Origin of the sequence: Rhizobium sp. R634 (genome assembly GCF_002211305.1) — a bacterium.
In the GTDB taxonomy this organism is placed as follows: Bacteria; Pseudomonadota; Alphaproteobacteria; order Rhizobiales; family Rhizobiaceae; genus Rhizobium.
Genome location: NZ_LOKW01000023.1, coordinates 49,788 through 74,355, shown reverse-complemented (window position 1 = coordinate 74,355; position 24,568 = coordinate 49,788). Strand labels below are relative to the sequence as shown.

At 59.9% G+C, this 24,568-nt stretch carries 25 protein-coding genes; 8 read left to right on the top strand and 17 right to left on the bottom strand.

Annotated features, from left to right (window positions below):
• Positions 1-377 precede the first annotated feature (377 nt).
• From ATY77_RS18360 to ATY77_RS18350, 3 genes are all read right to left on the bottom strand, one after another.
• Positions 378-1,784, bottom strand: coding sequence for a hypothetical protein (locus ATY77_RS18360; protein WP_088688483.1), 1,407 nt, complete (start codon positions 1,782-1,784; stop codon positions 378-380).
• A gap of 2 nt (positions 1,785-1,786) precedes the next feature.
• Entirely contained in the window at positions 1,787-3,010 is a 1,224-nt protein-coding gene (locus tag ATY77_RS18355; RefSeq protein ID WP_088688601.1) for an MFS transporter, read from the bottom strand.
• A 100-nt stretch (positions 3,011-3,110) separates the two neighbouring features.
• Positions 3,111-3,962 carry an AraC family transcriptional regulator gene (locus ATY77_RS18350; protein ID WP_245314360.1) on the bottom strand — a complete coding sequence of 284 codons (852 nt, stop codon included), beginning with the start codon at positions 3,960-3,962 and terminating at the stop codon, positions 3,111-3,113.
• 288 nt (positions 3,963-4,250) lie between these two features.
• Here ATY77_RS18350 and ATY77_RS18340 point away from each other — a divergent pair, with 288 nt between their 5' ends.
• On the top strand, positions 4,251-5,264 hold the full coding sequence (locus ATY77_RS18340) for a class I SAM-dependent methyltransferase (protein ID WP_088688481.1): 1,014 nt from the start codon (positions 4,251-4,253) through the stop codon (positions 5,262-5,264).
• Positions 5,265-5,421: 157 nt separating this feature from the next.
• Positions 5,422-5,892: a hypothetical protein gene (locus tag ATY77_RS18335; RefSeq protein WP_088688480.1), complete on the top strand. Its 471-nt coding sequence runs from the start codon at positions 5,422-5,424 to the stop codon at positions 5,890-5,892.
• Positions 5,893-5,993: 101 nt separating this feature from the next.
• Here ATY77_RS18335 and traA read toward each other — a convergent pair whose 3' ends face one another.
• Positions 5,994-10,619: a Ti-type conjugative transfer relaxase TraA gene (traA, locus tag ATY77_RS18330; RefSeq protein WP_088688479.1), complete on the bottom strand. Its 4,626-nt coding sequence runs from the start codon at positions 10,617-10,619 to the stop codon at positions 5,994-5,996.
• Positions 10,620-10,795: 176 nt separating this feature from the next.
• Between traA and ATY77_RS18325 the strand changes: the two genes are divergently transcribed.
• From ATY77_RS18325 to traG, 3 genes are read left to right on the top strand one after another with little or no spacing between them, the layout of a single operon-like run.
• On the top strand, positions 10,796-11,083 hold the full coding sequence (locus ATY77_RS18325) for a TraC family protein (RefSeq protein ID WP_088688478.1): 288 nt from the start codon (positions 10,796-10,798) through the stop codon (positions 11,081-11,083).
• Positions 11,073-11,312: a conjugal transfer protein TraD gene (locus tag ATY77_RS18320; RefSeq protein ID WP_088688477.1), complete on the top strand. Its 240-nt coding sequence runs from the start codon at positions 11,073-11,075 to the stop codon at positions 11,310-11,312. Before ATY77_RS18325 ends, ATY77_RS18320 begins: the two co-directional genes overlap by 11 nt.
• Positions 11,303-13,222, top strand: a complete 1,920-nt coding sequence (gene traG, locus ATY77_RS18315; RefSeq protein ID WP_088688476.1) for a Ti-type conjugative transfer system protein TraG — start codon at positions 11,303-11,305, stop codon at positions 13,220-13,222. Before ATY77_RS18320 ends, traG begins: the two co-directional genes overlap by 10 nt.
• A gap of 34 nt (positions 13,223-13,256) precedes the next feature.
• Here traG and ATY77_RS18310 read toward each other — a convergent pair whose 3' ends face one another.
• From ATY77_RS18310 to ATY77_RS18285, 5 genes are all read right to left on the bottom strand, one after another.
• Complete coding sequence (locus tag ATY77_RS18310; RefSeq protein ID WP_088688475.1) at positions 13,257-13,670, bottom strand: hypothetical protein; 414 nt, start codon at positions 13,668-13,670, stop codon at positions 13,257-13,259.
• Entirely contained in the window at positions 13,670-13,936 is a 267-nt protein-coding gene (locus ATY77_RS18305) for a type II toxin-antitoxin system prevent-host-death family antitoxin (RefSeq protein ID WP_088688474.1), read from the bottom strand. Before ATY77_RS18305 ends, ATY77_RS18310 begins: the two co-directional genes overlap by 1 nt.
• A 176-nt stretch (positions 13,937-14,112) precedes the next feature.
• Positions 14,113-14,583 (bottom strand): hypothetical protein, encoded by a 471-nt coding sequence (locus tag ATY77_RS18300; protein ID WP_088688473.1) that lies wholly within the window; start codon positions 14,581-14,583, stop codon positions 14,113-14,115.
• A 332-nt stretch (positions 14,584-14,915) separates the two neighbouring features.
• Positions 14,916-15,083: a hypothetical protein gene (locus ATY77_RS32925; protein WP_190237660.1), complete on the bottom strand. Its 168-nt coding sequence runs from the start codon at positions 15,081-15,083 to the stop codon at positions 14,916-14,918.
• Between the two features lie 321 nt (positions 15,084-15,404).
• Entirely contained in the window at positions 15,405-15,722 is a 318-nt protein-coding gene (locus ATY77_RS18285) for a DUF736 domain-containing protein (protein ID WP_088688471.1), read from the bottom strand.
• Positions 15,723-16,222: 500 nt separating this feature from the next.
• Here ATY77_RS18285 and ATY77_RS18275 point away from each other — a divergent pair, with 500 nt between their 5' ends.
• A complete protein-coding gene (locus ATY77_RS18275; protein WP_245314359.1) occupies positions 16,223-16,597 on the top strand; it encodes a WGR domain-containing protein in 375 nt (124 codons plus the stop codon).
• Here the strand turns inward: ATY77_RS18275 and ATY77_RS18270 are convergent.
• The gene (locus ATY77_RS18270) at positions 16,553-16,954 is read right to left on the bottom strand and encodes a type II toxin-antitoxin system VapC family toxin (RefSeq protein ID WP_088688469.1); all 402 of its coding nucleotides are present in this window, start codon (positions 16,952-16,954) and stop codon (positions 16,553-16,555) included. The two genes, ATY77_RS18275 and ATY77_RS18270, sit on opposite strands and share 45 nt — an antisense overlap.
• Positions 16,954-17,190 (bottom strand): type II toxin-antitoxin system VapB family antitoxin, encoded by a 237-nt coding sequence (vapB, locus tag ATY77_RS18265; protein WP_088688468.1) that lies wholly within the window; start codon positions 17,188-17,190, stop codon positions 16,954-16,956. Before vapB ends, ATY77_RS18270 begins: the two co-directional genes overlap by 1 nt.
• 391 nt (positions 17,191-17,581) lie before the next feature.
• Between vapB and ATY77_RS32600 the strand changes: the two genes are divergently transcribed.
• Entirely contained in the window at positions 17,582-17,935 is a 354-nt protein-coding gene (locus ATY77_RS32600) for a hypothetical protein (protein WP_141103953.1), read from the top strand.
• Positions 17,936-18,001: 66 nt separating this feature from the next.
• Entirely contained in the window at positions 18,002-19,192 is a 1,191-nt protein-coding gene (locus tag ATY77_RS18260; protein ID WP_088688467.1) for a DUF1173 domain-containing protein, read from the top strand.
• Between the two features lie 373 nt (positions 19,193-19,565).
• Here the strand turns inward: ATY77_RS18260 and virB11 are convergent, their stop codons facing one another.
• The 6 genes from virB11 to ATY77_RS18230 are packed head-to-tail and all read right to left on the bottom strand — an operon-like array spanning position 19,566 to position 24,567.
• Complete coding sequence (gene virB11, locus ATY77_RS18255; RefSeq protein WP_088688466.1) at positions 19,566-20,597, bottom strand: P-type DNA transfer ATPase VirB11; 1,032 nt, start codon at positions 20,595-20,597, stop codon at positions 19,566-19,568.
• 8 nt (positions 20,598-20,605) lie between these two features.
• Positions 20,606-21,778: a type IV secretion system protein VirB10 gene (gene virB10 / locus ATY77_RS18250; RefSeq protein WP_088688465.1), complete on the bottom strand. Its 1,173-nt coding sequence runs from the start codon at positions 21,776-21,778 to the stop codon at positions 20,606-20,608.
• 8 nt (positions 21,779-21,786) lie between these two features.
• Entirely contained in the window at positions 21,787-22,644 is an 858-nt protein-coding gene (gene virB9, locus ATY77_RS18245; RefSeq protein WP_088688464.1) for a P-type conjugative transfer protein VirB9, read from the bottom strand.
• Positions 22,641-23,312, bottom strand: coding sequence for a virB8 family protein (locus tag ATY77_RS18240; RefSeq protein ID WP_088688463.1), 672 nt, complete (start codon positions 23,310-23,312; stop codon positions 22,641-22,643). The genes virB9 and ATY77_RS18240 overlap by 4 nt, the downstream gene beginning before the upstream one ends.
• A 1-nt stretch (position 23,313) precedes the next feature.
• Positions 23,314-23,595 carry a hypothetical protein gene (locus tag ATY77_RS33240; protein ID WP_088688462.1) on the bottom strand — a complete coding sequence of 94 codons (282 nt, stop codon included), beginning with the start codon at positions 23,593-23,595 and terminating at the stop codon, positions 23,314-23,316.
• Positions 23,596-23,634: 39 nt separating this feature from the next.
• Positions 23,635-24,567, bottom strand: coding sequence for a type IV secretion system protein (locus ATY77_RS18230; RefSeq protein WP_088688461.1), 933 nt, complete (start codon positions 24,565-24,567; stop codon positions 23,635-23,637).
• Position 24,568: the final 1 nt, after the last annotated feature.

Genomic DNA, 24,568 nt, shown 5'->3' with positions numbered 1-24,568 from the left:
AATACCCCGTGTGGAGAGTTTCACGCGGTGCGCCCCCGCGGAATAACTCGCTAAACCCACTGATCGGGGAGTTGGAAACCGTACAAGACGGTCCTGTGGCCTTTAGTTCCGAGGAACCTGGACATACGCCACAGGCTCCTCGACCGAAGGTCAAGGAGTGTGGTGCCGAATCGGCCGACACCAACCGCTTGTAGGGGTTTCCACACCCCGGGACAGCGCGTACTGCCCCACTGGAAAGAATAGTTGAAAGCCGCTCGACGCGCAACCAAATTCTTCACAAGATTCAATAGCTTCGCTCTACACGCGGGACGCTTGAGTCGAAAGCGAGAGGTCACGCTTCGGGCGGTAAAGTGGTCAGAAAACCAAAGGAGGTGCGATCAGCGGAACGCCCATTGCGAGGAGTGTCTGCCCACCCTCCCGGAGGAGTATGCCACCGCAAGCTCCGCCCATAGGGGGTCCTGGGTGAAGCTGGAAAAGGGCCCGCAGGCGTCGATAATGCTCATCTTGCCGAACTGCTCGAGAAGCGTTGCAACACCCCCGCGGCTAACTGCATTCAGCAGCGAAAACGGCTCGCACGGCGAGGAGATGATGCGATGGCCCCAAACCCCCGGCCGTTCGTCGTTTGACAGGGCGTTGAGAAGCTGTGTGTCACGATGGTTGCTCCTCAACGCCTCGCAGAATGCCCAGCGCATCAACGGATAATAGATCGTATGCCGACTTCCACCTAGGACACGCACGCCAGGCAGGATCGACGTTACGATGAACATCAGCAGAAGGTTCGGCACGATCCGGCCAGTTCTCAAGGCCTCCACAAGACTTGCCGGCGAGAATTCAACACGGACATCTTCGGGCGCTTTCGACCGGAGGAACCGGCCATCCAGCAAAAGCGGAAAAAGCCGTCCTTCAGTGCAGCCCCAGAAAAAATGAGTCGAGTTTTTCAGCCAACCTCGCCAAGCCGAATCAGCGAGTTGATCGATGCAATGGATGAGGCGCATCGCGAATGCTCGGTCCTCGATCAGCGAGCCTCGCAGCCAGGACCGACCATCGGAAAGGTGGTCCGCGACCAGATCGGCAATGTCGCTATCGTCAAGCTGAAGAAAGTCTACCTGGCTGTCAAAATGTCGCTTCCAGAGGCCAAGATTTGCCGCTTTGATCGCCTCTGCCGCCGACTGGAATTCGCCACGGGGCAAAAGGTCCCGCAAGCTCGAAATTGCCTCCGAGTCACGACCGGGCTTGTCCACGTTTTGAAGATGAAAACTGTAGCAGCCGTTTCTGCCAAGGATGCTGTAGGGGATCATCTTGCTGCGGGACAGGCCGAAGACATTGACTGCATCACCATCGACGTGGAGCCAGGCCGGACCCTTGCGACCGCGCTCCACAAACTTCACTGTCGAGCAAGCGTAGGAGATATAGGATGTCCTGCCATGCGCGCGAAGTCCCATCAGGGAGAACAGATGGGTGTAAAACGCGTCCGGCTCGATCAACAGGTGGAGATGGGGGCCACTCTGCAGCACCGGTGCGGATTCAATTTCGGTTTGAAAGCTCGACACGGCTTCTGCTGAATAACCCTGACGTTGCGCGACGGCCCCCACGTGTGAGCGCAATAAAGACATTGCCTGGCTGCGCGCGACGCAACCCGATGGCTCCGATCCCACCGTGAACGCCGTCTTTGCATAGTCGTTCAGCGATGCCTGCTGAAACTGACGCAACCAAGGGAACAAATCAAAAATGAGGGCCAACACCTCACCTTTTGATACCAATTCGGTATTGGGCGACGTCTCCATCCTCAGACGAACCGGCTTTCCACCGGCGCTCCCCGATCCATACTGAAACGAAAGAAGAGCGCGACGGCCACCATCAGCGCCCCGAAGAGGCCAAAAATCCCCGAAGGTGGAATTGCGTCTCCGATGGTCGCGATGATGCCGTAAGCAAGAAGCCCTATCGAAACACAGATCGTGTGGATCTGGCTTCGCGCCCGCCCCAAAATGTCGATCGAAACAGTCGATTGAACCCGTACATCGATTAAAATCCGGGTGACGTTGTAGCAGAAGCCAAGCAACAGCATTTGGACGAGCGTGGACAAAAAGCTCTGGAAAACAGGAAAGCCCAACAGGACTACGCCGGCGAGCGCCGACTGGAAGAGGATGCTCTGCCGTCGCGGACGCGCCCTTCTGAGAAGAAGGACTGAACACCCCGCGATCGAACCGAGGGCCCAACCTGCCTCGAGATAACCGAACTCGAGCGCCGACCCCTTGAGTTCACGGGTGACATATGCGGCGCCCAATACACTCACAAGCATGCCCATCGCATAGGTCAACGCGTACATGACGGCGATGGCCTTCAGTGAGTGAACGACAAAGGTCGTCGGCAACAGATCCATCCGACGAATGCTCTTTGCCTGCAAATCCGATCGAGAACGAGAAAGCGGCTGTCGGCCGAGTGCCAGCAGCCCCAACAGTGATAGGCCGAAAAAGGCGCCAGGCAGGATCGACGTCAGATTCATGCCGATGCCAGCTAAGCTGTACCCGGTGACGATGGCGGCGATGAGATTGCCCGCCTGCATCGCAATATAAGACGCCGAATTGAATGAAGTGAGGTTCTTAGGACGAACGATGTCAGGAATGATGGCCTGCAGCGCAGTCGAATGGGTTCTGTCGAGGAACGCGAAGGTGGTCCACGATAGGCAAAGAACACCAAGTGGGTCACCGAACGAGAGACCAATGCCCGTTGAAAATATGAGGATCAATCTGGATAAATCGCAAGCGATACAGACGAAGCGACGATCAAATCGATCAACTAGAACCCCACCAATATTGCTGGTGAGCAACTCAGCGGCACTGCCGAGCGCCAAAAGGATGGCGAGAGCGCTCGCGCTCTTGCTGACATCTGTCGCAACCCATGCCGCCAGCACAAAGTAGACATTGCGGCCGGTGGCCGACGCCAGAACACAGAAGAGATAGACGCCGCGAGAGGCATAACACCCAATGCAACTGCTTTCTGTCGCGCCCACTTCATCCACACTCCCTACTGGCAGGTTCGTGAGGACATGTTATTCCTCTGAATAGCTGGCGGCTTTCATGAATTTGATATTATCTCTTGTCCAGAACCACCTATTCCTTCCAGAGTGCCCGGTACTCGGCGGGTGAAAATCCCGTCTCCCGGCGAAATCTGGTCGAGAGGTGGCTCCCGCTGGCGTAGCCACAAGCAATCGCGATCTCGGTCACGCTCATCGCAGTCGTGCGGAGAAGGTCGGTCGCACGTTCAAGACGGCGCTGATTATAGAACCCATAGGGCGTCGAGCCTTGCGACTGCTTGAAAGCGCGGGAAAAATGCTCGTAGGTCAATCCCGCCTCTTCGGCCAGAGCGCGCACGCTCGGAGGCCGATCGATATGAGCTTCGATTCGCCCTATCACTCGCTTGAGAACCGTAGGCGCCAATCCTCCTCGAGATACTCTGCCAGATGTACCGGAGCGGCGCTGCAGAAGTCCGAAGATAGCCGCAAGATGCCCTTCAACGATCAGACTCCCCATGGAATCGTCGTGTGAAAGTTCTCCGGCAATCTGCCGCGCCAAGCATTGGATCGGCAGATCTCTAAATCCAAGTTCCGGACGTAAGGTGCCGGCGCGGGGCAGCTTGATCGCGAGGTTGAAAAAGAAGTCCCGCGTCATGGTTATCATAAGATAACAACCCTCAGCATCCCCTTCGTCCCAACCGGTCCAATGGCAACCGGGGGGAATATAAACGAGCGAGCCGTCCGGCCGCGGACTGAACTCGACTCTTCGTCCGTCCAGAAAGTTTTCGCCGGATGCCGCAGTACCCCTTATGTTGAGGAAGATCAGGTGATCGTCCGCGACAACGTCGATAACCTGTCGCCCCAGACCGCGCCGACGAACGATATCGGCGCGGGCATGGCTCCAGAGGCCCTGTTGGTGAAGGATGGTTTCCCCTTGTGACTTCTTCATCCGTTCGGGCTGAATTATTGGAAGGATCCCCACTCGAGTAGCTGCTCCTCAAAAGACCGCAGGCAGCGAGCCTAGCTCACCCGAAGTTGCTAAAAAACCTGGCTTTAACCTCAGGTCGAATTTCATGTCAATTTCGTGAAACCCGATCAAAATCGTGGATGCGAAAACATGATGATCACGATCATCTTCTGGGAGCATCGTCGCTGAGGGCGCAATCTTTTCGGGATGCGCGATTTCCTCCCTGAAAACCTGAAAACGCGATGGTGCGAGAGAAAGGCAGGCTTTCGCATGCGTGAATTTGCCGACTTCATTGAGGAGTGCGACCGCGCACCTCGTCTTAACGAGCTTTCGGAATTCTTTTCGACAACCGCGTCCGGAGAGGCTGGAATGCCTGTTAGATCGCCTGAGCTCGATCGCCGCTTGTTCCCAGTAGACATGACGTTCAGGCGCTTTTCAGCCCTTCATCCGCTGCGCCAAGGTCCGTTCGACAAGCACTACTTGAGCAGCATACCCTACCGGTTCGAAGAAGAGTGCCGCATGGGCAGCGCGATCCTCAAATATTCGCGCGCCAGAAAGGGGCAGTTGAAGCTCTACACTCTAGGCACAGCCGAGGGGACGATGGCCCGTGTGATCGGCGAACTTGGCAATGGCAGGATAGAAACACTGTCCTGCAGTCCCAACGTCGAGAACCTCAGAAGCTTCTATGCCTATGGCGTTCCTCCTCACGCCATGTTTTTCCACGGACCATTTCATCATCTGACATCGCAAAGGATCCAAGAAGACGTGGAGCTTCGAAAGTTTGGCGGCGGTTTCGATATCATCCTCGAGGACACGACTTTCCAGATGTATTCACCAAATCGCTTCGATCAGATCCGTTTCGTCTCGCAGCATCTCAAGACCAACGGGCTCTTCATGTTCGTGGAGAAGTTCAGGCATGAAGACGACGAGGAATATCGGCGACGGGAACGCCAGAAGGACCATAGCTTCAAAGCCCGCTTCTTCAGCGCGTCAGACATTCGCGCGAAGGAAGAGACGGTGCTGACACGAATGGATCGAAACGAAGTCACCCTTTCGAAGATGGGCGAAGCACTACGCCGGTTCTTCGTACACTCATTCGTCACCTGGAACAGCGGCAATTTCTACACGCTTGTCTCCAGCAACAGTCAGGAGAATCTCGACCTGTTCCTATCGAAGCTGTCCCCACCCGCGATTCCGGCAGAATATGTCTATGCGGACCTTCCTTACCGCCTTTACCCAGAATCCGAAGCAAGGCGGCTATCGGGGCAATCCTGGACTCTTTAGCGATCTCACTCAGTCTTGACCGTCGCATGAGCGCAACTGCCCCATCTTTTCACGAACACCAGCTGCAACAACCTTTGCATCTGCAGAATGCGACGTTGAGCAGCGTCGAGCGCTTCTCCGTCTCGACAATTTTTTTCTCCAAACACGCAGGAACAGCATGAAGAAATCGATTGGCGAAATCTGTCACTTCGTTGACCTTGGCCCGCCGGGCAAGGCGCATCTGATCCTGCCACGAGCGCCAATGATGGCGGGTGAGGGAGATATTTCAAAGTGCGTACACGTCGCCGAAGCGTTTGTCGCTATCTCGCGCACGCAGCACGTTGCCGACATAATCTGCACGCAAATCGAGGACTTCTGCCAATCCCTCGTCGCCATGGGACCTGACAGGCTTCTAACTTTCGAAGATGGCGGCGCGATCATAGTGCCGACCAGTGAAAGCTTGTTTTTCAGGGTGTCAGCGCGAGACCTCGTCACATTCTGTGGCATCCGCGCGCTGTTGGAGGCAAGCTTGTTTCTGGCCACGTCAGTGTCCGAGGGGACCATCGAGTGGCGTCAAGCAGACAACATGCGATCTGGCGAGGCCTGCAATCGCTTCTACAATGACCGCTGCGGAACGGACGAACAATAGCTTCATCCGCTTCGCCACCCATTGGAAGATCGATCTCGGTCCAATCGGCTCCTCGTGCTTTTCCAACCGACCAACCATTTCATGCCCCGATTCTTCGAGCCTCAGAGGTTGATGCCGCGAGCGCGGTCAGCCCGTTGACGCCGCTCAACGATGATCTGCTCGCTACTCTGCAGGCGAACAGTCTGCTGCAGGACTTTCAACCTTTCCTGCATCGCCTCGAAAGCTCGGCGCTGCACAGGCGGCACCATGTTGGCGAGGTCGTTATCGCCCCGAACGATGGTATTGCGACCAAAGCGCTCGTCGAGCGCCCGGTTGACAGCGGCAAATTCCCGGCGGATGTTCGGATCGAGGGACGCGGCGGAGACGCTGAGCATCCTGCTGTCCTTCCTCGCTTCGCCGGTCAGGCGCGTCAGCGCCTCTTCCGCAGCCTTCGACAGCGCAGGAATGGCAACCGCCATACGCCGACGCTCTTCCGTGATGGCATGGCGTTCGGCATCGAGCGCATTGATATAGGCCGCACCAAGCATGCGCAGACGCCTTGCTGCTTCCACCACGGCCAACACTGCCTCTTTCCGCTCCCGACCCGATGCTAGCATCCGGTCCATGAGACGGTCGGAACCGCGCAAGGCTCCGTAGGCGGCCGGGTCATTGGTCACCGCGGCAGCAATGCGATCAGCGGCAAAACCTTTCCCGAACAGCTCCTCGATCTTGTCAACGGCGCCGGCCGGATCGCGCCATATCACTCGTGCCACCTCGGCCAACGCGGCGCGCTGCTGGCGATAGAGAGGCGAAGCAAGGGCACGAGATCGCGCCTCTTCTTCGACCGGGACCTTGAACTCGGTAACGGGAGCGATCATGGACGGCATGACATTCTCCTTTCCTGGCTCTTTGCTGAAATCAGCACGCGCGCCGGCGACGACTTGTGAGCGATCCCGACGCTCGGCGAGGTGCTGCTCTTCCGCGAAGCGTCGCACGGCTTCGAACAGCCGCGTCAGCTTTCCGCGGTGCTCATCGGTGACATCCTCCGGCATGCGCTCGACCATGTTGCGTTCCGCGATATCATCCGCCTTCGAGGTGAAGGCGCTCCAGCCGAAACGGGCAGTCAGTGCCTCGTTAACTGCCTTCATCTCCTGCACGACCGAGCGATCTTTGGCGGCGAGCGCAAAGGCCGTCTTATAAGCGTCGTTCCCGCCCTGGCTGCGCACCGCCTCGATCTCCGAAAGGCGCGCCATGGCGCGTTCGGAGAGCGCCGGGATCGACAACGACATATGCGCCCGACGTCTCTCCTCGCGCTCGCGGAATCGATCGGCGTTCCTGCGGAACTCGGTCGCGTGGGCTCGCGCCAGCGGCTTGAGTTCCCTCAAGGCGGCGATCGCGGCACTGCGCTCATCGCGGGCGGCGCGTCCGTCGACAATCGGGTCTGAACCACGCAGGCGACCAAGCCGATCCGGTACTGCGGCAAGATTGCCGGCGAGCTCGCGCGGCGCGATACCCAGATTCGACACCAGCGCATTCAGGGCGGCAAGCGCGGCATCCGGGTCGCGATAGATCGTCTCGAGCAAAGGTCGCAGGAGTGGTTCCCGCTCCTTCCAGGCCGGGGATGATAGTTGCGCCAGCCGCGCGTCCTCATCAACGCTCCGGAAGAAGGCGGTGGCCGGTGCGATCAGATAGCGCACGTCGGCAAGGTCCGTTTGCGACAAGGCTTCGGTTCTCTCCTCATTGTAGGAGGCGCGTCGCTCTCGCTCGATCGCAAAGCCGAGCGCCACGCTCGCGCGCTCCCAGAGCTTCGCCACCTGCTCCCTCTTCTCGGCAACCCACGCCCACCGCCGGGACAGGCTTTCCTCCATCTCGGCCGCTGCCAAAGCGAGATGATCGAGCCCACTGCGCCTGGCAAAATCCTCAGCATGTGCCCGGTAACCTGCCTCGCTCTCAAAATCGAGCGTCGTCGTCTTGGCGCCCGAGCGCGACAACCGCTCGACGAGCTGCTTGAAGAGTTCCGGCCGATGGCTTTCCCGCTCGATGCGCTCGAGGCGAGCCTCGGCGGTTTCGATCCGCTTGGCCGTCCAGACATTGCGGTCGACCTCCCTCTCCTCGTAGTGCTTCTGGCCTGTCACTTCGTTGAGGACCGCAACCTGGACCCTGACCTTCTCGACGCCGTCCTTGCGCAGCGTGACGGTGTCGCCTTCTGAGATGTTGGCCTCCTCGAGCGCCTTCGGCAGGCTCACGCCCCAAAGCCGATGCACGGTTCGGTCGTCGGTCCTAATGTCGGCATAGGGGCTATCGTCGGCATCCTCGTCGTCAGGCCGGAATTTGGCTTCGCCGGTTTCGACAAGCTCGCCGGTCACACCCGCGGCATGATCGGCGCGGGCCTTGCGTCCCCATTCCGGCTTCGCCTCGAAATCCTCCTTCGCCGCATAAAGATCGGCGCGGTCGCGATGCCTCGTCATCGACACATAGGTCAGATGCTGGTCCATCATGCCGGTCGCGAGCACGAAGGTGCGGTCGACCGTCGCGCCCTGCGACTTGTGAATGGTCGCGGCATAGCCATGATCGACATTGCGATAACTGTCCTCGCCGAAGACCACCTTGCTGCCATTGTCGAGGCGCACCGACAGCAGGACCTCGCCTTTCGCATCGCCGGTGGAGACGACCGTGCCGAGCATACCGTTCTTGACATATTGCGGGCCGAGCCGCTGGCCGCGCGGCTCGATGAAGCGGGCGTTCTCCAGGAAAATGATGCGGTCGCCAGCAGCGAATTCCCGTGCGCCCCGCTCGCTCCGGAAGCTGCGGCTTTCGCCGAGCGCCCCCTCACCCGTCATCACCGATCGCAGCGCCTCGTTCAGACGTTTGACGTCGGCGTTGGTGTGGGCGAGCACGAGCAACTCATCGCCGCGAAGACTGCCGTTCCTGCCCTCGCCAACAGATCGACCGATTGCCTGTCTGCGCGCATCGCTCCAATCGGCAACGATGCGATCGACGATCTCCTGCCGCGTCCCCGCCTCGACCAGATGGCCTCGCCTGGCATAGGTGTCGAGGCCCTTGTCGATTTCGCCGCGTGCAAACAGACGCGAGGCATCGCGTGCCCATTCCTGGCGCTGGCGTCGCACGACGGAAAGCTCGGCAAAACCGATGCGTTCGCTGATCGCCCGGAAGGCAGCACCCGCCTGGATCGGCTGCAGCTGCATCGCATCGCCGACTAGAATGACTTTCGCCTCCGCCTGTTCGACGATCTTCAGCACGCGGGCCATCTGTTGCGACGAGACCATGCCGGCCTCGTCGATCACCACGACGTCGCCGCGGTGCAGCGTCTCACGGCCATTGGCCCAGACCAGCTCCCAGGAGGCGAGTGTACGCGACCGGATGCCGGAACTTCCTTCCAACCCTTCCGCAGCCTTGCCGGCAAGGGCGGCACCGACCACCCGGTGTCCCTCGCCCTCCCAGGCAAGACGTGCGGCAGCAAGCAGCGTCGATTTGCCGGCGCCGGCGAGCCCGACGACGGCGGCAATGCCATCGTCACCGGTGACATGACGGACAGCATCGACCTGCTCTGCATCGAGCCGAAACGGATTTTTGGGATCGCCACTCTCGAGGCGTTCGATCGCCATTTTCACATTCCGCTCGGAAACACCGAAACCGTGGCGCTCCGACAAACCCCGCGCCGACTGTGCCATGTCGTATTCGATACGCAGCATCTCCCGTGTGGTGAACACGGCGGGCTCCGACACCTTTCCCGTCTCTGCCCCGATCTCCTGCGGCTTCAGAATGACCAATTGGTCCGACCCCATGAGGCGTGCGCGGATGTTGGCAAAATCGACCGGGTCGTCGACATAACGATGCAGCGCCCTGGCGATATCCCTCTCATCGAAGGCAGAGCGCTCATTGGCGAGCTGCTTCAGCAAAAGCTCCGGCTCTGCCAGCAGCCGATCGGCCCTCTCCTGGCGGCGGGCAAGATCAGCCGGCGCGAAGTGGAGCTCCCTGCCCTTTCGCGCAAGCGCCGCCTTCTCCGGCCCGAGATGTTTTTGCGCGATACCGTCGAGACCCTGTTCGGCATAGGAGCGGCCGTCGAGCCGGATCTCGTGGCCGGCAAGCGCTAGGTGCCGGTTCGCAGCCTCCGCCCATGCGATTTTCCACGCCTTCATCGTTTCCTTGTCGCCCGCCCAGACTTTATAAACGATCTTGCCGTTCGGGCGGTCCGGCGTGACGACACGCAGCGGCTTGCCATCCTCTCCCACGACGGCAACTTTCTTCGGCCCGAACCCTTCCTTCGCCAGCGGCCGCAGCGTCGTCATCAGATGGATATGCGGATTGCCGTCCTTGTCGTGATAGACCCAGTCGGCGATCATCCCTTTCGAAGTGAGATTGTCGCGGACGAATTCGCGCACCAGCGCGATATTCTCGGCCCGGGTCAGTTCTTCCGGCAGCGCGATGATCAGTTCGCGGGCGAGCTGCGCATCCGCCCGAGTCTCGAAGCCATCGACGGCATTCCAAAACACTTCGCTGGCCTTGCTGACGGACTGACCTGATATCGCCGACCGCAGCCAATCCGGGATGTCATCCGGAAGGGCCAGCTCCTCATGCATCAGCTCGCCAGCTCCGCCCCGATAGCTAAACGAGGTGCCGGCCTGTTCATCCATCATCCGGGCGCGGTGGCGATAGGCGGCGGCCGAGACGATACTGCGTCCCGCTCCCCTGCTGATCACCTGCGCTCTGACGAACATGATCGCCACTGACGTCTCCTGACCTTCCAAGCACGTCGCGACAGCGACGTATATTGCGCCCTCGAACCGATCGGACCGCAGGGCCGATGCCGTTTTTCCGGTTGCACGCTAACGCATTTTACTATTTTATTCTAGTTAGTATAATCGCTGTGTATCGATTGCCTGAAAACGGAAAGGATCCGGCAGTGGCGACAAAATCATCGATTTCCGATCTCGACGCCCAGATCGAAAAGCTGCGTGAACGCAAACGTCTGTTGATAGTTAAATCGGCCGAGCGGTTTGCCCGCGCCGCAACGAAATCCGGCTTGGCAGAGATGGAGATCGCCGACGAGGAGGTCGATCGGATCATCGAGGAGATCGCCGCGCGATTTCGAAAGGGGGAAAGGAAAGGCGCCGCTGGCCCCGCTCCTCAAGCGCGTCGATCAGGAGATAGCGGCGCTGGAGCGCAGGGGCAGGTTCCAAATGACGGCTGAGCGCAGGCGCGACGCGCGCGAAATGATCCTGCTCGGCGGGATCGTCGTCAAAGCCGGGCTGTCGAAGGCGGATAGGGCATTCCTGCTCGGCGGCCTTATTGAAATGGCAACGCTCGTCCCAGGCTCCATTGAGCATCGGCGGCTACGCGATATCGGCGAAGAGGCTTTCAAGGCTCCGTCGCTGACCGACGTTTCATCGCATCTCAAGGAGACGGCGGAATGGGCCTAAGAGACAAACCACATCCAAGCCTGCTGCTCGTTTTGGCGCCGATCGCCGTCACCACGATCACAATCTACATTGTTGGCTGGCGATGGCCGGGACTCGCCGCCGGCATGTCCGGGAAGATGGAACACTGGTTCCTGCGGGCAGCACCTGTGCCGCCTCTACTGTTCGGACCTCTTGCCGGACTTCTGACCGTGTGGGCCTTGCCGCTGCATCGGCGAAGGCCGGTCGCCATGGCAAGTCTTTTGTGTTTTCTCGGTGTTGCCGCCTTCTATGCGCTGCGCGAATTCGGCCGGCTTGCACCTGCTGTGCAGGCCCGGGTCGTTCCGTGGGATCGAGCGCTGTCCTATCTTGATATGGTCGCAGTCATCGCCGCCGTCGCCGGCTTCATGGCAGTGGCTGTGTCCGCCCGCATCTCCGTCGTCGTGCCGGATGAAATCAAGCGTGCCCGGCGTGGAATATTCGGAGATGCCGATTGGCTGCCCATGGCGGCAGCAGGAAAACTGTTTCCGCCGGATGGGGAAATCGTCGTCGGCGAGCGCTATCGGGTCGACAGGGAAATCGTCCATGCGCTTCCCTTCGATGCAAGCGATCGTAGCACATGGGGACAGGGCGGGAAGGCGCCATTGCTCACCTACAAACAGGATTTCGATTCCACCCATATGCTGTTTTTCGCCGGATCGGGCGGATACAAAACCACCAGCAACGTCGTGCCGACAGCGCTCAAATATACTGGACCTCTGATCTGCCTCGATCCCTCCACTGAGGTCGCGCCCATAGTCGTCGAGCACCGCACCAACGCGCTCCGGCGGGAGGTCATGGTGCTCGATCCCACAAACCCAACCATGGGCTTCAACGTGCTCGACGGAATCGAGACGTCGAGCCAAAAGGAGGAGGATATCGTCGGCATCGCGCATATGCTGCTGTCGGAGAGCGTGCGCTTCGAATCCTCGACGGGATCCTATTTCCAGAGCCAGGCACACAATCTCCTGACCGGGCTGCTGGCGCACGTCATGCTGTCACCGGAATATGCCGGGCGGCGGAATCTGCGAAGCTTGCGGGAGATCGTTTCCGAGCCCGAGCCCTCGGTGCTCGCCATGCTGCGCGACATCCAGGAAAACTCGCAATCGGACTTCATCCGGGAAACGCTTGGTGTCTTCACCAACATGACCGAGCAGACCTTCAGCGGCGTCTATTCCACGGCATCGAAAGATACGCAGTGGCTTTCGCTCTACAGTTATGCCGCGCTCGTCTGCGGCAACGCGTTCAAACCGAGCGATATCGTCAGCGGCAGAAAGGACGTGTTCCTCAATATCCCGGCATCGATCCTGCGCTCCTATCCCGGAATCGGCCGCGTCATCATCGGCTCGTTGATCAACGCCATGATGCAGGCCGACGGCGCTTTCACGCGCCGGGCATTGTTCATGCTCGATGAGGTCGATCTGCTCGGCTACATGCGCGTTCTCGAGGAGGCCCGCGACCGCGGCCGCAAGTACGGTATCAGCATGATGCTGATGTACCAATCGGTCGGTCAGCTGGAACGGCATTTCGGAAAAGACGGCGCGACCTCATGGATCGAGGGCTGCGCCTTCGCGAGCTATGCCGCGATCAAGGCGCTCGACACCGCCCGCTCCGTCTCGGCCCAATGCGGTGAGATGACCGTCGAGGTCAAAGGCAGTTCACGCAACCTCGGTTGGGACAAACGGGCCGCTGGCCCGCGGAAATCCGAGAGCATCAGTTTCCAACGGCGGCCGCTGATCATGCCGCATGAAATCACCCAGTCGATGCGCAAAGACGAGCAAATCATCATCGTGCAGGGTCATAGTCCGATCCGCTGCGGACGCGCGATCTACTTCCGGCGCAGGGAGATGGATGCGGTCGCCAAGGCGAACCGCTTCGTCAAGTCGATTACTTGAGGATCAATGCGAGGCCGTACCTCGTCGCCGCAGATCAGCGGAACCGGCTGACTTCCGTGGCCGACTTGCGGCGGCTGATGAATTCGCGCAGCAGCGGCAGGAAGAAGGCCTTGCTGAAGCGGCCGGACGGCGGCTCGGGCTCGAGATAGAATGAATTGCCGACGATGTCGGTGTTGAATTCATCGAAGATGACCCAAAGTCTGCGATCGGCATCGAGGCCGGCGCGGCGCTTTTCGATCACGGGCACCTCTACGGCAAAGCGCGACGCCTCCGGCTGCTTGGTGGTGATGGGAAAGAAGAGAACCAGATCCCCGTCCGGCCGCGGCATTCTTACGCCGACCGCGACCGGCCGCTCCCTGCGCCCTTCCGTCTCTCCGCGCTCGGCCTCCCGTGCCCACAGGTAGGGATAGCGTATGACGCTTGCGGTCTGGATCAGATCATAGCTCATTACCGACTTGCCTCATCCTCACCAGCATAGGTCTCGACGGCGTTTTCGAATTCGGCGAAGAGTTCATCCGGCATGGTCTCGATCGTGCCGGCGGATCGACGGTCGGATTGTTTCATCAGTCGCTGATAATCCTCGATGTTGAGGAGGACGAGACGCGGCTTGTTACGCTGGGTGATGGTCACCGGATGGCGAAGCGCCTCGGCGATGATGTCTCCGGATTTGCGGGAGAGATCGCTGGTAGAATAGGAGCCGCTTGACCTGGGCATTGGTGGTTCCTCATTGCTGTATTTGCTGTTATATACAGCACTTCCAACAATGCTGCAAATCGCTTCCTATTGGAGGTTTGGCAGGAGGGTGCCATTCTTGCTCTCGCGCAACGCCCGATGCGTCGAGAGGCGGCAACCCGCCGCCTCTCAGTATCCGAGCTGCTCTATGCCAAGGATTAGATGGCGCGTGCTGCGTGGACCGGAATTCCCGTTTCCTGCGTGATGTTCTTTATGATCGGCGCCAGCGAGCCGAGTTCCTCCTGGGACAGCGCGACCAGTTCCGGATAGTTGACTTCGACACCGTCATCATCCGCCGCCACCGCGATGATCCAGCTGCTGCCATTGATGCGGTATTCAAACGTGTCGAAATCGAATTCGAGCGTGTTCAGCAGATTGATGCTGAGGCGATTGAAAATCTCGGTCTCACCCTCCAGCCGATAGGCGGCGAACTCATCTTCGCCGGCGAAAACGCTTCGCTCCAATTCCATGATGACCTGGATCCGCGCAATCGCCGCTTCAAGTCCTTCAACCAGACGATCATGAAGCTCTCGCGAGAATTCGCTGTCGCAGCCGAAGCGATTTGCGAGGACGACGAGCCGGAAGCCGGCAAGTTTGGTGTAGAGCATGAGGTTCTGATCGGTTGTCATGATGCGTCTCCTTCGTTGATGACGGAGATCGGCCACTCTGTTGCAAAGAGGGGTCAAGGACCGCGGGACGCGGCTCGCAAGCGGGGGAACCGATTTTTTCGGGAAGCGAAGTGCAACGCAGCGGCGGAAAAATTGGGGGAGACCGCGCCGTCCTTGACGCCGGATTTGCTGGAGTAAAATAGGACGGAAGAAAGAGAAGAGCCCCGCGGGCCTGGAGGGAACGCGACCGTTTCCGGCGCGAGCCGGCGGGAGTGTCGAGGGATGAAATCCTTGACAGCCTGGCGGCCGGTCGATCCGGCCGCCAGGCTCGTGAATGCGGCAAGAAACCTCCGTCAGAACGGAGGCTCGGCGTCGATGCGGCCATCCTGCTCCGCCCAGATCACTTCGCGTTCGGCCAGCGCCAGTTCGAGGTCGTTCTCGATCTGGCGGCGCTCGGCCGGATCGGCATTCCGCAGCTCGGCGCCCAGCAGTTCGATGATTTCGTCGATGCAAGTGGTCATTGTCGTCTCCTTGACGTTGTGAAAGACGACGCCCGCGGTCATGGCGGGATGGAGGGGTCAAGGATTGCGGAGCAACCGGCGGAGCCGGCGAGTGGGGGAGCCGATTTTGTCGGAGCGGAGGGAACCGGAGCGGAGGCAAAATTGGGGGAACCGCTCGTCCTTGAGGCCTTCATTTCGCCATGGCACCCTCGGACGGACTGAGCAGACTTCCCCTCTCGTGTGGCACCAGAAAAGCCAACAACGGGCGCGATGCCCGTTGTTCGGCTGTTCGTGCGGAAGAACGAGAGCCCCGCTTCGCTAGCGGAGCTCCTTGGGCTGGGATCAGACCTCCCGCTTGGGGCGGTTCCAGATGAGCGCGTATTCTCCTTCCTTGTCGCCCGGCCAAAGTGCTGCGGTGATCGGAGCGTTGAAGCTCGGATCGTCCAGCTTGACGGAGATGTATTCCTCGCCGTCGTTGGAGATTGCCTTCCAGCCTGCGCCGACCTCGACGCCGTTGCCGGCGGTGACGCGGAAGTCCGGGGCGTCGCGCGAGACGCGCTCAATGGGATTCAGGCGGGCCTTCATGCTAACCGTGAGGGTGCGGACGTTGCCGACGATGGAGTTGTTGCCGTTGGTGGTGAATTCGCCGATGACTGCCATGATCTTGTTCCTTCCGGTTTGTTCGGGCCGCGCCCATCGCGGCCTCGATGGCGGTGTATGGACCGCAGGCGATCGACGCCGCACCGTTCGGGCCGGAACGAAGTGGAGGACGGGTGGGAGCGGCTTTCTTGGATCGCGAGGAATGCGAACGCAGTTCGCAGGGGAAGAAAGTCGCGGACGGCCGTTGCGGGATGGCGATCGAGACGAAAGGCGCCCTTCGGTCACACCAGATCCATCGAGATCTGCATGGGTGCGCCAACACTTCAGACAGGAAGGTAGACGATCATGGCCGGGTTTCATCCGCGACGCTGAACGGCAAAAACAACGGTCCTGGCGTCATTGCTTATGAGCACTCCGGCCCGAGACATCGGTGTTCGCCAATTCGTCGACGCCTACGCCAGCACTCCCGCTCGTCTTATCTCAGCGATGGTCGTCAGTGGCGGCACGGTTAAAGAGACCATCGAGCGGCAAGATGCATCACCGATATGAATCGATTTGCCATGACCGATTCAGGAAAGTCGTTAGACGGCCAAACGGGGAGCGCGCATGATCCGGTCATGGATGCACAAGCCGACACCACATTGCTCTACCGGATCGACCGGGCGCTGAACATGGCGCGCTTCTATCGCCTGTCGATCCAGCCGACATTGTTCGGAGGCAGCTCGCTCGTGCGCAACTGGGGCCGGATCGGAACCGAAGGTCGGCTAAAGGTGGAACTGTTCGACACGCTCGGGCAAGCTGCGGTTGCCCTGGAACGTGTGGCCAGTCGCAAACTGCGCCGCGGCTATCGCCACGAGAACGCAGCACGTAGCTTGGTCGCGCTTTCGCGCTCACAACAACAACCAGTTCTCAATCGGCAAACCATCGTAGAATGAAAAGTCCCGCACATTATTGGTCACGAGGATCGCGTCGATCGAGAGTGCATGAGCGGCTATCAATTTGTCCAGATGATCTTTTTTGCGTTCGCGCGTGGCAAACCTGACAGGTCCATAGGCCCGCGCCGCATTGGCGTCGAAAGGCGCAACTGGGATCGCTTCTATCAGGAATTCCAGGTTTGCCCGCTCCTTTTCCACGTTCGTCGAGGCAGAGACACCATATTCAAGTTCCGCAAATGTAACGGCTGACATGACAACGTCCCCGACACGGCATTGAGCAAAGCGACGCGCGACTTGCGGCGGCTGCTCCTTCATCAGGTAGATGCACATGTTGGTGTCGAGCATATAAAGCGGCATCAAAGCGCATCCCGCTCGGCCTGCTCATGATCATCGCGTCCCTCCGCCATGAACGAACGGTCAAACCTCGCGAAACGCGAAAGCACGCCTTCCAAGGACGGCTTTAGCGGACGGATGCGAAGCTCGTCACCGATCCGCTCGATTTCAAGATCCACCTCGGTCTGGCTGTAAGCCAAATCCGCAGGGATGCGCACAGCTTGCGAGTTGCCGTTTTTGAATACCTTGGTCGTGTGCACGACATGCTCCTTCTTTCACGTACATCACATGTGTGTACATAGTACATTTGATGTCGCGATACAATACTGCCCTTCAAGAGATCATACCCTTAAGCCGTGTGCGGCTGCACGGCAGCCGGCATCTTCGATCGCCAGCGACGTGTCCGTCGCCTTCACTCGCTTAAAAAACCAGACGCCGAGGCGGCAAACCCATCTGGACCAAGCCTTTCCGGCTCCTCTCCCCCTTTTCGCAATGCCCAGTTGCAGCCGGCCTAAAAAAGCCGGATGCACCAAGACCACTCCATGTTCCCGGCCTGATGACTTCTAATTATCATGATCGCCGGGGGCCGAAATTTCAGGGTTGGGGGCGGAGGAAATTTGCCTTCGCACGCGTGCGTCGTCGGGGCGTACATTGCAAGATCAGCATTTTCGCCTAAGGCCTTTGCTGCTGACCGGGATCGTCGTATGCGCATTGGCGCTTGGACGGCTTGGCCTTTCTGTCGTGAAGCTTGTTGATGGCAAGCCGGGTGATTTTCTTGCCTTCCCGCTGATGGTTCATTCTGCCTGCGCCACTCTCTTTTATGTCATCCGGATGTCAGGCACTCGAACATCAGAGGGTTCGATGATGCGGCTTGCGGCGTTGGCGCTCATTCTCATGATCCTTGGGCATGGCCCGCCGGACCATCGGTCGCTGGATTTTTCGCGTTTCTCTATAGCGTGTCGGGCATTTTCGTTCCCTTATACTGACGAATTTTCCCTAGTATAATCCACCGCACCTATGCTACGCCTTCCTGTGCGGCTTGATCAGTCTTTGCGGGCAAGCGAGGGAAACGTGCGACAGTTTTTGATCGGTAGCCAGACGTTCGATGAAAGCTCCCCAGACTTTCAGCTGCATCTCGAACGCGCCTACGAACAGAAGCTCAGGCCACTTTGTCGGTGTAGGAAAGCGCCGGTGCCGATGTATATCGCCCGGATGGACGACCAGTTCCTGATCAAACGGATGCCGCTTTCAGGACGAGATCACGATACCGGCTGCCCATCCTACGAACCGCCCTATGAGCTATCCGGCCTCGGGCCGTTGATCGGCAATGCCATCCAGATCGACGCGGCGACGGGCGCGGCTGTGCTCAAACTCGATTTCTCGCTGTCGAAACGAGGGAACCGGTCGGCTTCGGCCTCATCTTCGGCACCGTCGGAAACGGTGCGAAGCGATCCGAAAAAACTGTCGCTCAAGGCGACGCTCCACTATCTCTGGGAGACAGGGGAACTGACGGAATGGACGGCGCTATGGGCTGGAAGACGCGGCTGGGGTCGCGTCCGCAGCAGCCTGTTGAACGCAGCGAGGCAGATGATCGTCCGCGGCGGCCCGCTCAGCGACATCCTGTTCGTCCCGGAGGTGTTCCACCAGGAGGACAAGGATGGGATCTCCGCCAGGCGCGCGGCGATATTGGCCGGCGCGCAGGCTACTGGCCCCGGTCCACGCAAACTGATGATGACGGTCGCGGAGGTGAAGGAATTTTCCTCGGCACGCGATGGCCAGAAGATAGTAGTGCGTCACCTGCCTTTCCCTTTCATGATCGACGAGGGCGCGTGGAAGCGGTTGAACGTCCGGTATGAAACCGAGCTGGAACTCTGGCGATCCAACGAGGAGTTTCATCTCATCCTCATCGCCACGTTCGGTATGTCGGGCGCGGGGATCGCCTCGGTCGACGAAGTGGCGATGATGATGGTCAACGAGAACTGGATTCCGTTCGAAAATGTCCATGAACTGCGTCTCCTGGAGCGGCTCTCCGGCCTCAAGCGCAGAAGCGTGAAGGGGTTGCGGTTCGATCTTTCTCGCGACCGGCCCATTGCCTCCGCGACGTTACCGGAGGCAAGGCCGGCGCCGGTCGCTATGTTCATCGTTCCAACGAACGCCGACGAAGACTACGAGATTGCCCTGGATGAGATGATCGCCGCGCGAGCCGAGATGACACCATGGATCTGGCGTCTAGCCGACGGCGAAATGCCGCGGCTGCCATGATCGACGCCAGCTTCCTTAGTCACGCGACGCAGATGACCCTAAAGGAAGGACATCGCGCCGGCGGCCTCGACTGCATGAAGCTCTTCGTCCGGTCAAATCGGCCGAGAGAACTCTCTGCCATTTCTGCATAGCTGCACTGCACAAAAAATGTTTTACCAAGCGGTCAAAATATGAGCATATTGCCTCCAGCTGATGCAGTTGATGGTTTTCCTCCCAGTACCATCGTGTCAGCTGTTCCCCTCTGGAGGTATTGACCTTCACACCTTAAAGGGCCCTGGTTTTCCAGCGGCCCTATTTTTCTGCGCCGTCGGTTGAGAGAGGCCTATTCGAGGTCTGCCCCGCCACGGCAATGGACAGACTCCAGGGAACGGGTTCACTTAGAATACTGACCCACTGCCCTTGTCACCGCCTCAACAGTGTCTCGATAGTAGATCTCGCTCACCCGAAACCGGCCGTCGATCCGCTTGCATTGCACGATGATGTCGACTGCGATCGTCAGCATCTCGCGGATGTCGTGCCGTTCCAGGTCCCCACCCCCCTCCGACTCCTTAACCAGCAACGTCAGCTGCTCGAAGGCGAGGCGGGCGGAGTCGGCATGGACCGTCGTGATCGAGCCGGGATGGCCGGAGTTGACATTACGGATGTAGTAGAATGCCGTCCCGTCACGCAGCTCCTGCAGCAGGATACGGTCAGGCCGCATGCGGAGACACGATTCGAGCAGGTCCTTGGCACCGACCTTGGCGAGCCCCTGCCCGCCTTTGGAGTAAAATAGCCGAACATGGTTGGGTTGCGGGACCACCAGCTCCGGTGTGTCCTCGATGGAAATGATCCGCTCGCTTTGCGGAATGTGGCGGATCAGCGCTTTCGATAGAGTTGTTTTTCCCGACCCGGTGGCGCCGGAAATTATGATGTTCTTTCTTGCAAACACCGCCTCCCGGAGAAAGGCCTTGTAGGCACCGATCCGATAGTATTCCAACAGCCTATGGTCTGATCGGCGCCCGTCGTCTTGGGCCGGCAAAACATCGGCGAACAAGCCTCCATGATCGAGATCCTCCAGGGTCAGCGACACGGAGGACGGCTTGCGGATGGTGATGCTGACGGTTCCCTTCGTCGTTGCCGGCGGGATGACGATCTGGATCCGCTCGCTGTCCGGTAGAGTCGCCGACAGGATCGGCCGCGTCTCGTCGATCGATTGGCTAGAGAAGCTCGCAACCGCTCGGGCGAGACGCATCAGCCTGTCGTATGACAGCTCCGGCACGTCGTGAGTTTGCCATCCTTGTCTGCCCTCCGTGACAATCTGCCCGGGCCGGTTGACGATGACCTCATAGAGCGTCTTGTCGCGCAGGAAGCGTGATAGCGGCGAAAGCAGTTCGCGCACGACGCCGGTGTCGGCAGCTTCAGTCATCGCCGAACCTATTTTGTCACGAGCTTCGAGGAGGGGCTGAAATCCCCAAGCGCAGCACGGTCGTAGATGCGGTTGCGGGGCTCGGTCACACGAAGGCGGTAGACGCTGGAGAAATCCAGATCGCGGGCGACGAAGATCGAAACCAGTTCGCCCTGATGTTTCATGAGCGTCGGCGGAATGTTGATCGATTGCTCGACGGCGATCGCCGCTGCCTGCTGACCGGCGCTGGTGGTGTTTTGCGTTTCGACATCGCTGTCCTGCAGCCGGCTGCTGGCATAGGAACTGGCGTCGCCGACGATCGACAGGAGCATCGCGCTGCCAAACCGCTCCCACCAATGGGTGTCGACATAGCCGTCGATGCCGGCGCGGCCGAGCGCATCGGTTGCCGGCGACGCCAAAGTGATGATCACGCCCTTCGGCGTCTTCGCCCGGTTCCAGAGAACGAATAGACGTTTTTGCCCACGCCGAATGCCGCCGCGATATTCACCGACGACCTGCGTGCCTTTTTCCATGAGCACCACGCGGCCGTTATCTGAAAGGACGTCGCGGTTGATGACGCAGCTCGTGAACCCCGGCTGATCGGAAGAGAGCGCGGTCTCGAGAACGCAAGGAATGGATGTGCCCATGGCGACGATGAAATCGCGATTGCCCAACGTGCCGGCACGCGATCCCTGCAATTGCGTCGGCGTCAGTAAGCGGTTGAAGCGCTCATCCTCGTTTTCGCCCCGCGAGGCGAAGCCACCGGGATTGGCGCCGAGCGGCACGTAGTTGGAAGCCTGATCCGTTGCCGCATCCTGATCCTGCCGCCGCGTCGCCGGCGATTTCTCGCCGCTATAGACAATGACCGGCGCACGGCGGGCAGCATCGAGCAGCTTGTCGTCGTCGGTCGGCGCCTGCTCGGCGGCGACTGGCGTCGGGAGCTGGACCTGCGGCGGTGTCACCACCGACTGTGGCTCCTTCGCAGGTTCGAAATCCGATGTCTGGCGGATAACCACCCGCTCCGGCTGGGCACCATCTGACGGCTTGTCCTGGCCGCGCATCGACCAGAGAGCGAAGGCGACAAAGACGACGATCGCCAAGGCGACAGCGCCGCGTTTGAGGATCGGGTTGTTGTCGAGCCGGCCACCGGCCGACGTCTCGGCGCGCTCGCCGGGGATCTGGGAAATCTCTTCCTCGGCCATGTCACCTCCTATTGCGCCGCGCCGGGCGGCGCTTTGACGAGGCGCTCGACCGATGGTGACGTCGTATTGGTCTCGGGATTGATGCCGACGCGATCGTAGGCTTCGTTGAAGACGCAGAGGACGTCGCCGCCTCGGCGCAGTATGAACTTGCGGCTGATCGCGTGAACGAGGACGAGATTGCCGTCGACGGACTTCGGAACCAGGCTTTCGCTGCCGTCGGAGTTTTCCATATAGACCGCAGGCATTTCCTGGTTGCCGGCAAAGGCGAAGGTAGTGACCTTCCCGTTGTCATAGACCGCTTGCGGTTCGAGCGCCTGGGATCCTTGAGCGGAATAACGCCAGTTGCGCGGCCCATAGGCTTCGTGGAGGGCAAGCACGCGATCGGCCTCGCCGGCCTGTGCCGCCTGCGCCCGGGCGGCCGCTTCCTGCCGGCGTCGCTCCACCTCATCTGCAGGATAGCGATATTTCACATAGAAATAGGTGTTCTGACCGGCTTCGACGCTGCCGTCACGGACGGTGAGTTCCATCTGATAGCTGCGGGTCGAGCCGTCCCGTCGTGTCGTCACCACGGAGATATTCGTCACCGGCTGATTTTCCCGAGGCTTCAAGAATAGAATGTTGCCGGCCGGCGCCACTTCCCAGGCGACGCTGTTGCCAAGCGCGATATGAGCGATTTCTTCGTCGGCGGCGAATTCGATCTGCACCGAAGACCGGAGCGTGCCGACGACTTTGGTGATGTTATAGGGCTGATAGTCGACGAAACGGATGCGGCTGTCCTGCGCGGCGCCGCGTGGCGTTTCCAGGGCAAGCGCCGCCGAGGAAAGGCCGACGGCCAGGAAGAGCGGAAGGAGAAAGTGCGGTCTCAATTGATGGCCTCCGGATCGGCGCGATATTCGCTGACGGCGAAGCCGAGCGGATTGATCAGCCGATCGGTCGAGGACATCGGAGCGTTGGCATAGGAGAAGGTAAGGGTCGCAACCCAATGCGTGGTGCGCACCTCGTCACCGCGGGTCACGGTTCTCATATAGCGGACGGATGCCACATTGGCGTTGATCAGCGAGATGGAAACGATGTTGATCCGCGCCGTGGCGCTACGGCCGTAGATGTTCTGCGGGGAATCCGGGTTGCTGCCGCGATAGACCGCTGCAAACCGCGTCTGTTCCGGCTGCGTCGACAGCAAGGCGACGGTGCGGAAATTCTCCTCTCCTTCACTCCAGACATAACCTTCGCGGGCGCGGACATATTTGGCCGCGAAATATTTGGTGACGGCCTCGTCGTAGGTGCCGGCGGTCGATGTCAGCGCCGAGACCACATCGACGATGCCGGTGGAATTATCGACCCGCACGACGAAGGGCTCGACGGTTTTCAAAGGGGTGAGGCCGGCAACGGCAAATACCGAGACGCCGGCCAGGATGCTGGCGCAAGCAGCGACGAACCAGGCAATGCGGGCGGAACGCTCGACCTGGATCATACGGTCCTGATCGAACCGGCGGGCTTTTTCAAAGTAACTTTTGAGGTTGTCCGTGGTCACCATATCATTCGCCCTCGCACGGACGGTAGGAGCCCGCGACATCGAAATGCGCGAAAGCGGCCGGCGGAACTGAGGACGGCTCCTGCACATAGGCGGCGGCGTGACTGGTCGGCTCAGCGGGAACGGCCCCGGTCGCCGGTTGCTCGCCTCCACTGTCCTGCCACTGCCACATGGCACGGTTCAACGGCCGGCGGGAATAACCATCACATTTCGGGAGCGGGTGGGAAATCGAACCGCAGCCTATGAGACCAGCGGTCAGAAGAAGCGACAAAACGATACGGAGCATCCAAAAAACCTGTTCAATTGTCTGAAGCGTTGGTTGCCGTCATTCGGTCCGGCCTGGCGTCAGGCGGCGGACGACGGAACGCGCGCCGCGGCCGACCGCTCTGGCGGTATGGGATGTCGCCCAGGCGAGCGTGCTTTCGTGCGCATCGCGGGCGGCACCGTAGCCGTAGGTGAGCGACGCCCCGCCCGCCGCAAGAGCCGAAGCAATGCCGGGCAGTTGGTAGAAAACATAGAGAGCGGCAAGGCAAATGGCGCAGAGCGCGATCGGCCGCATCAGGACGTCGCTATAGCCTTCGATCGCCGTAAACGTCGTGTCGATGCAGGTGATCAGCAGCGAGCCGATGGCAACGACGAGCACCTGAAGAATGACGAAATTGACGAGCTGGCCGATCCAGGATTCGGTGAACCGGCGAGTGGATTGGAACATCGCGAGCGCGATGAAGATCGGGCCGATGGCCAGAACGATGGCGAGCGCCAGCCGGGCATAGAGCGAAACGATATAGCCGATCGCCGCCACGATGAAGCTCGCACCGATGACCATCATGCCACCGATGCCGGTGACGATATCAACCGGCCAGGAGGCGCGCGACCAGATCTCATAGGCGCATTTCTGGCCCTTATCGAGCAGGCTGTCGAAGGTCGATGCGCTCGGCGCCGTGCCGGAGTTTAGAGCCTGCGAGATTTCGCGCGGCAGCGCATCGAAAAAGATATTGGTGACGTAGGTCTGATAGTCGCCGGCATTCCTGACCAGCATGACGATGATGGCGAGCTTCATCGCCCGGAAGGCGAATTCGAGGATCGGTTCCGGCACGGAGCCGCGCAGAACGAGATAGCCGTAGAGCACGACATAGAGCGTAAGCGCCGCCGTCAGCGGGCCGCTGACCCAGCTGGCGATATTCGAGGTGCCGGAGGAAATGAAGTTTTCCAAGGGTGTCTTGAATTGCCCGTCAACGAAGCTGAAGACCTGATACATC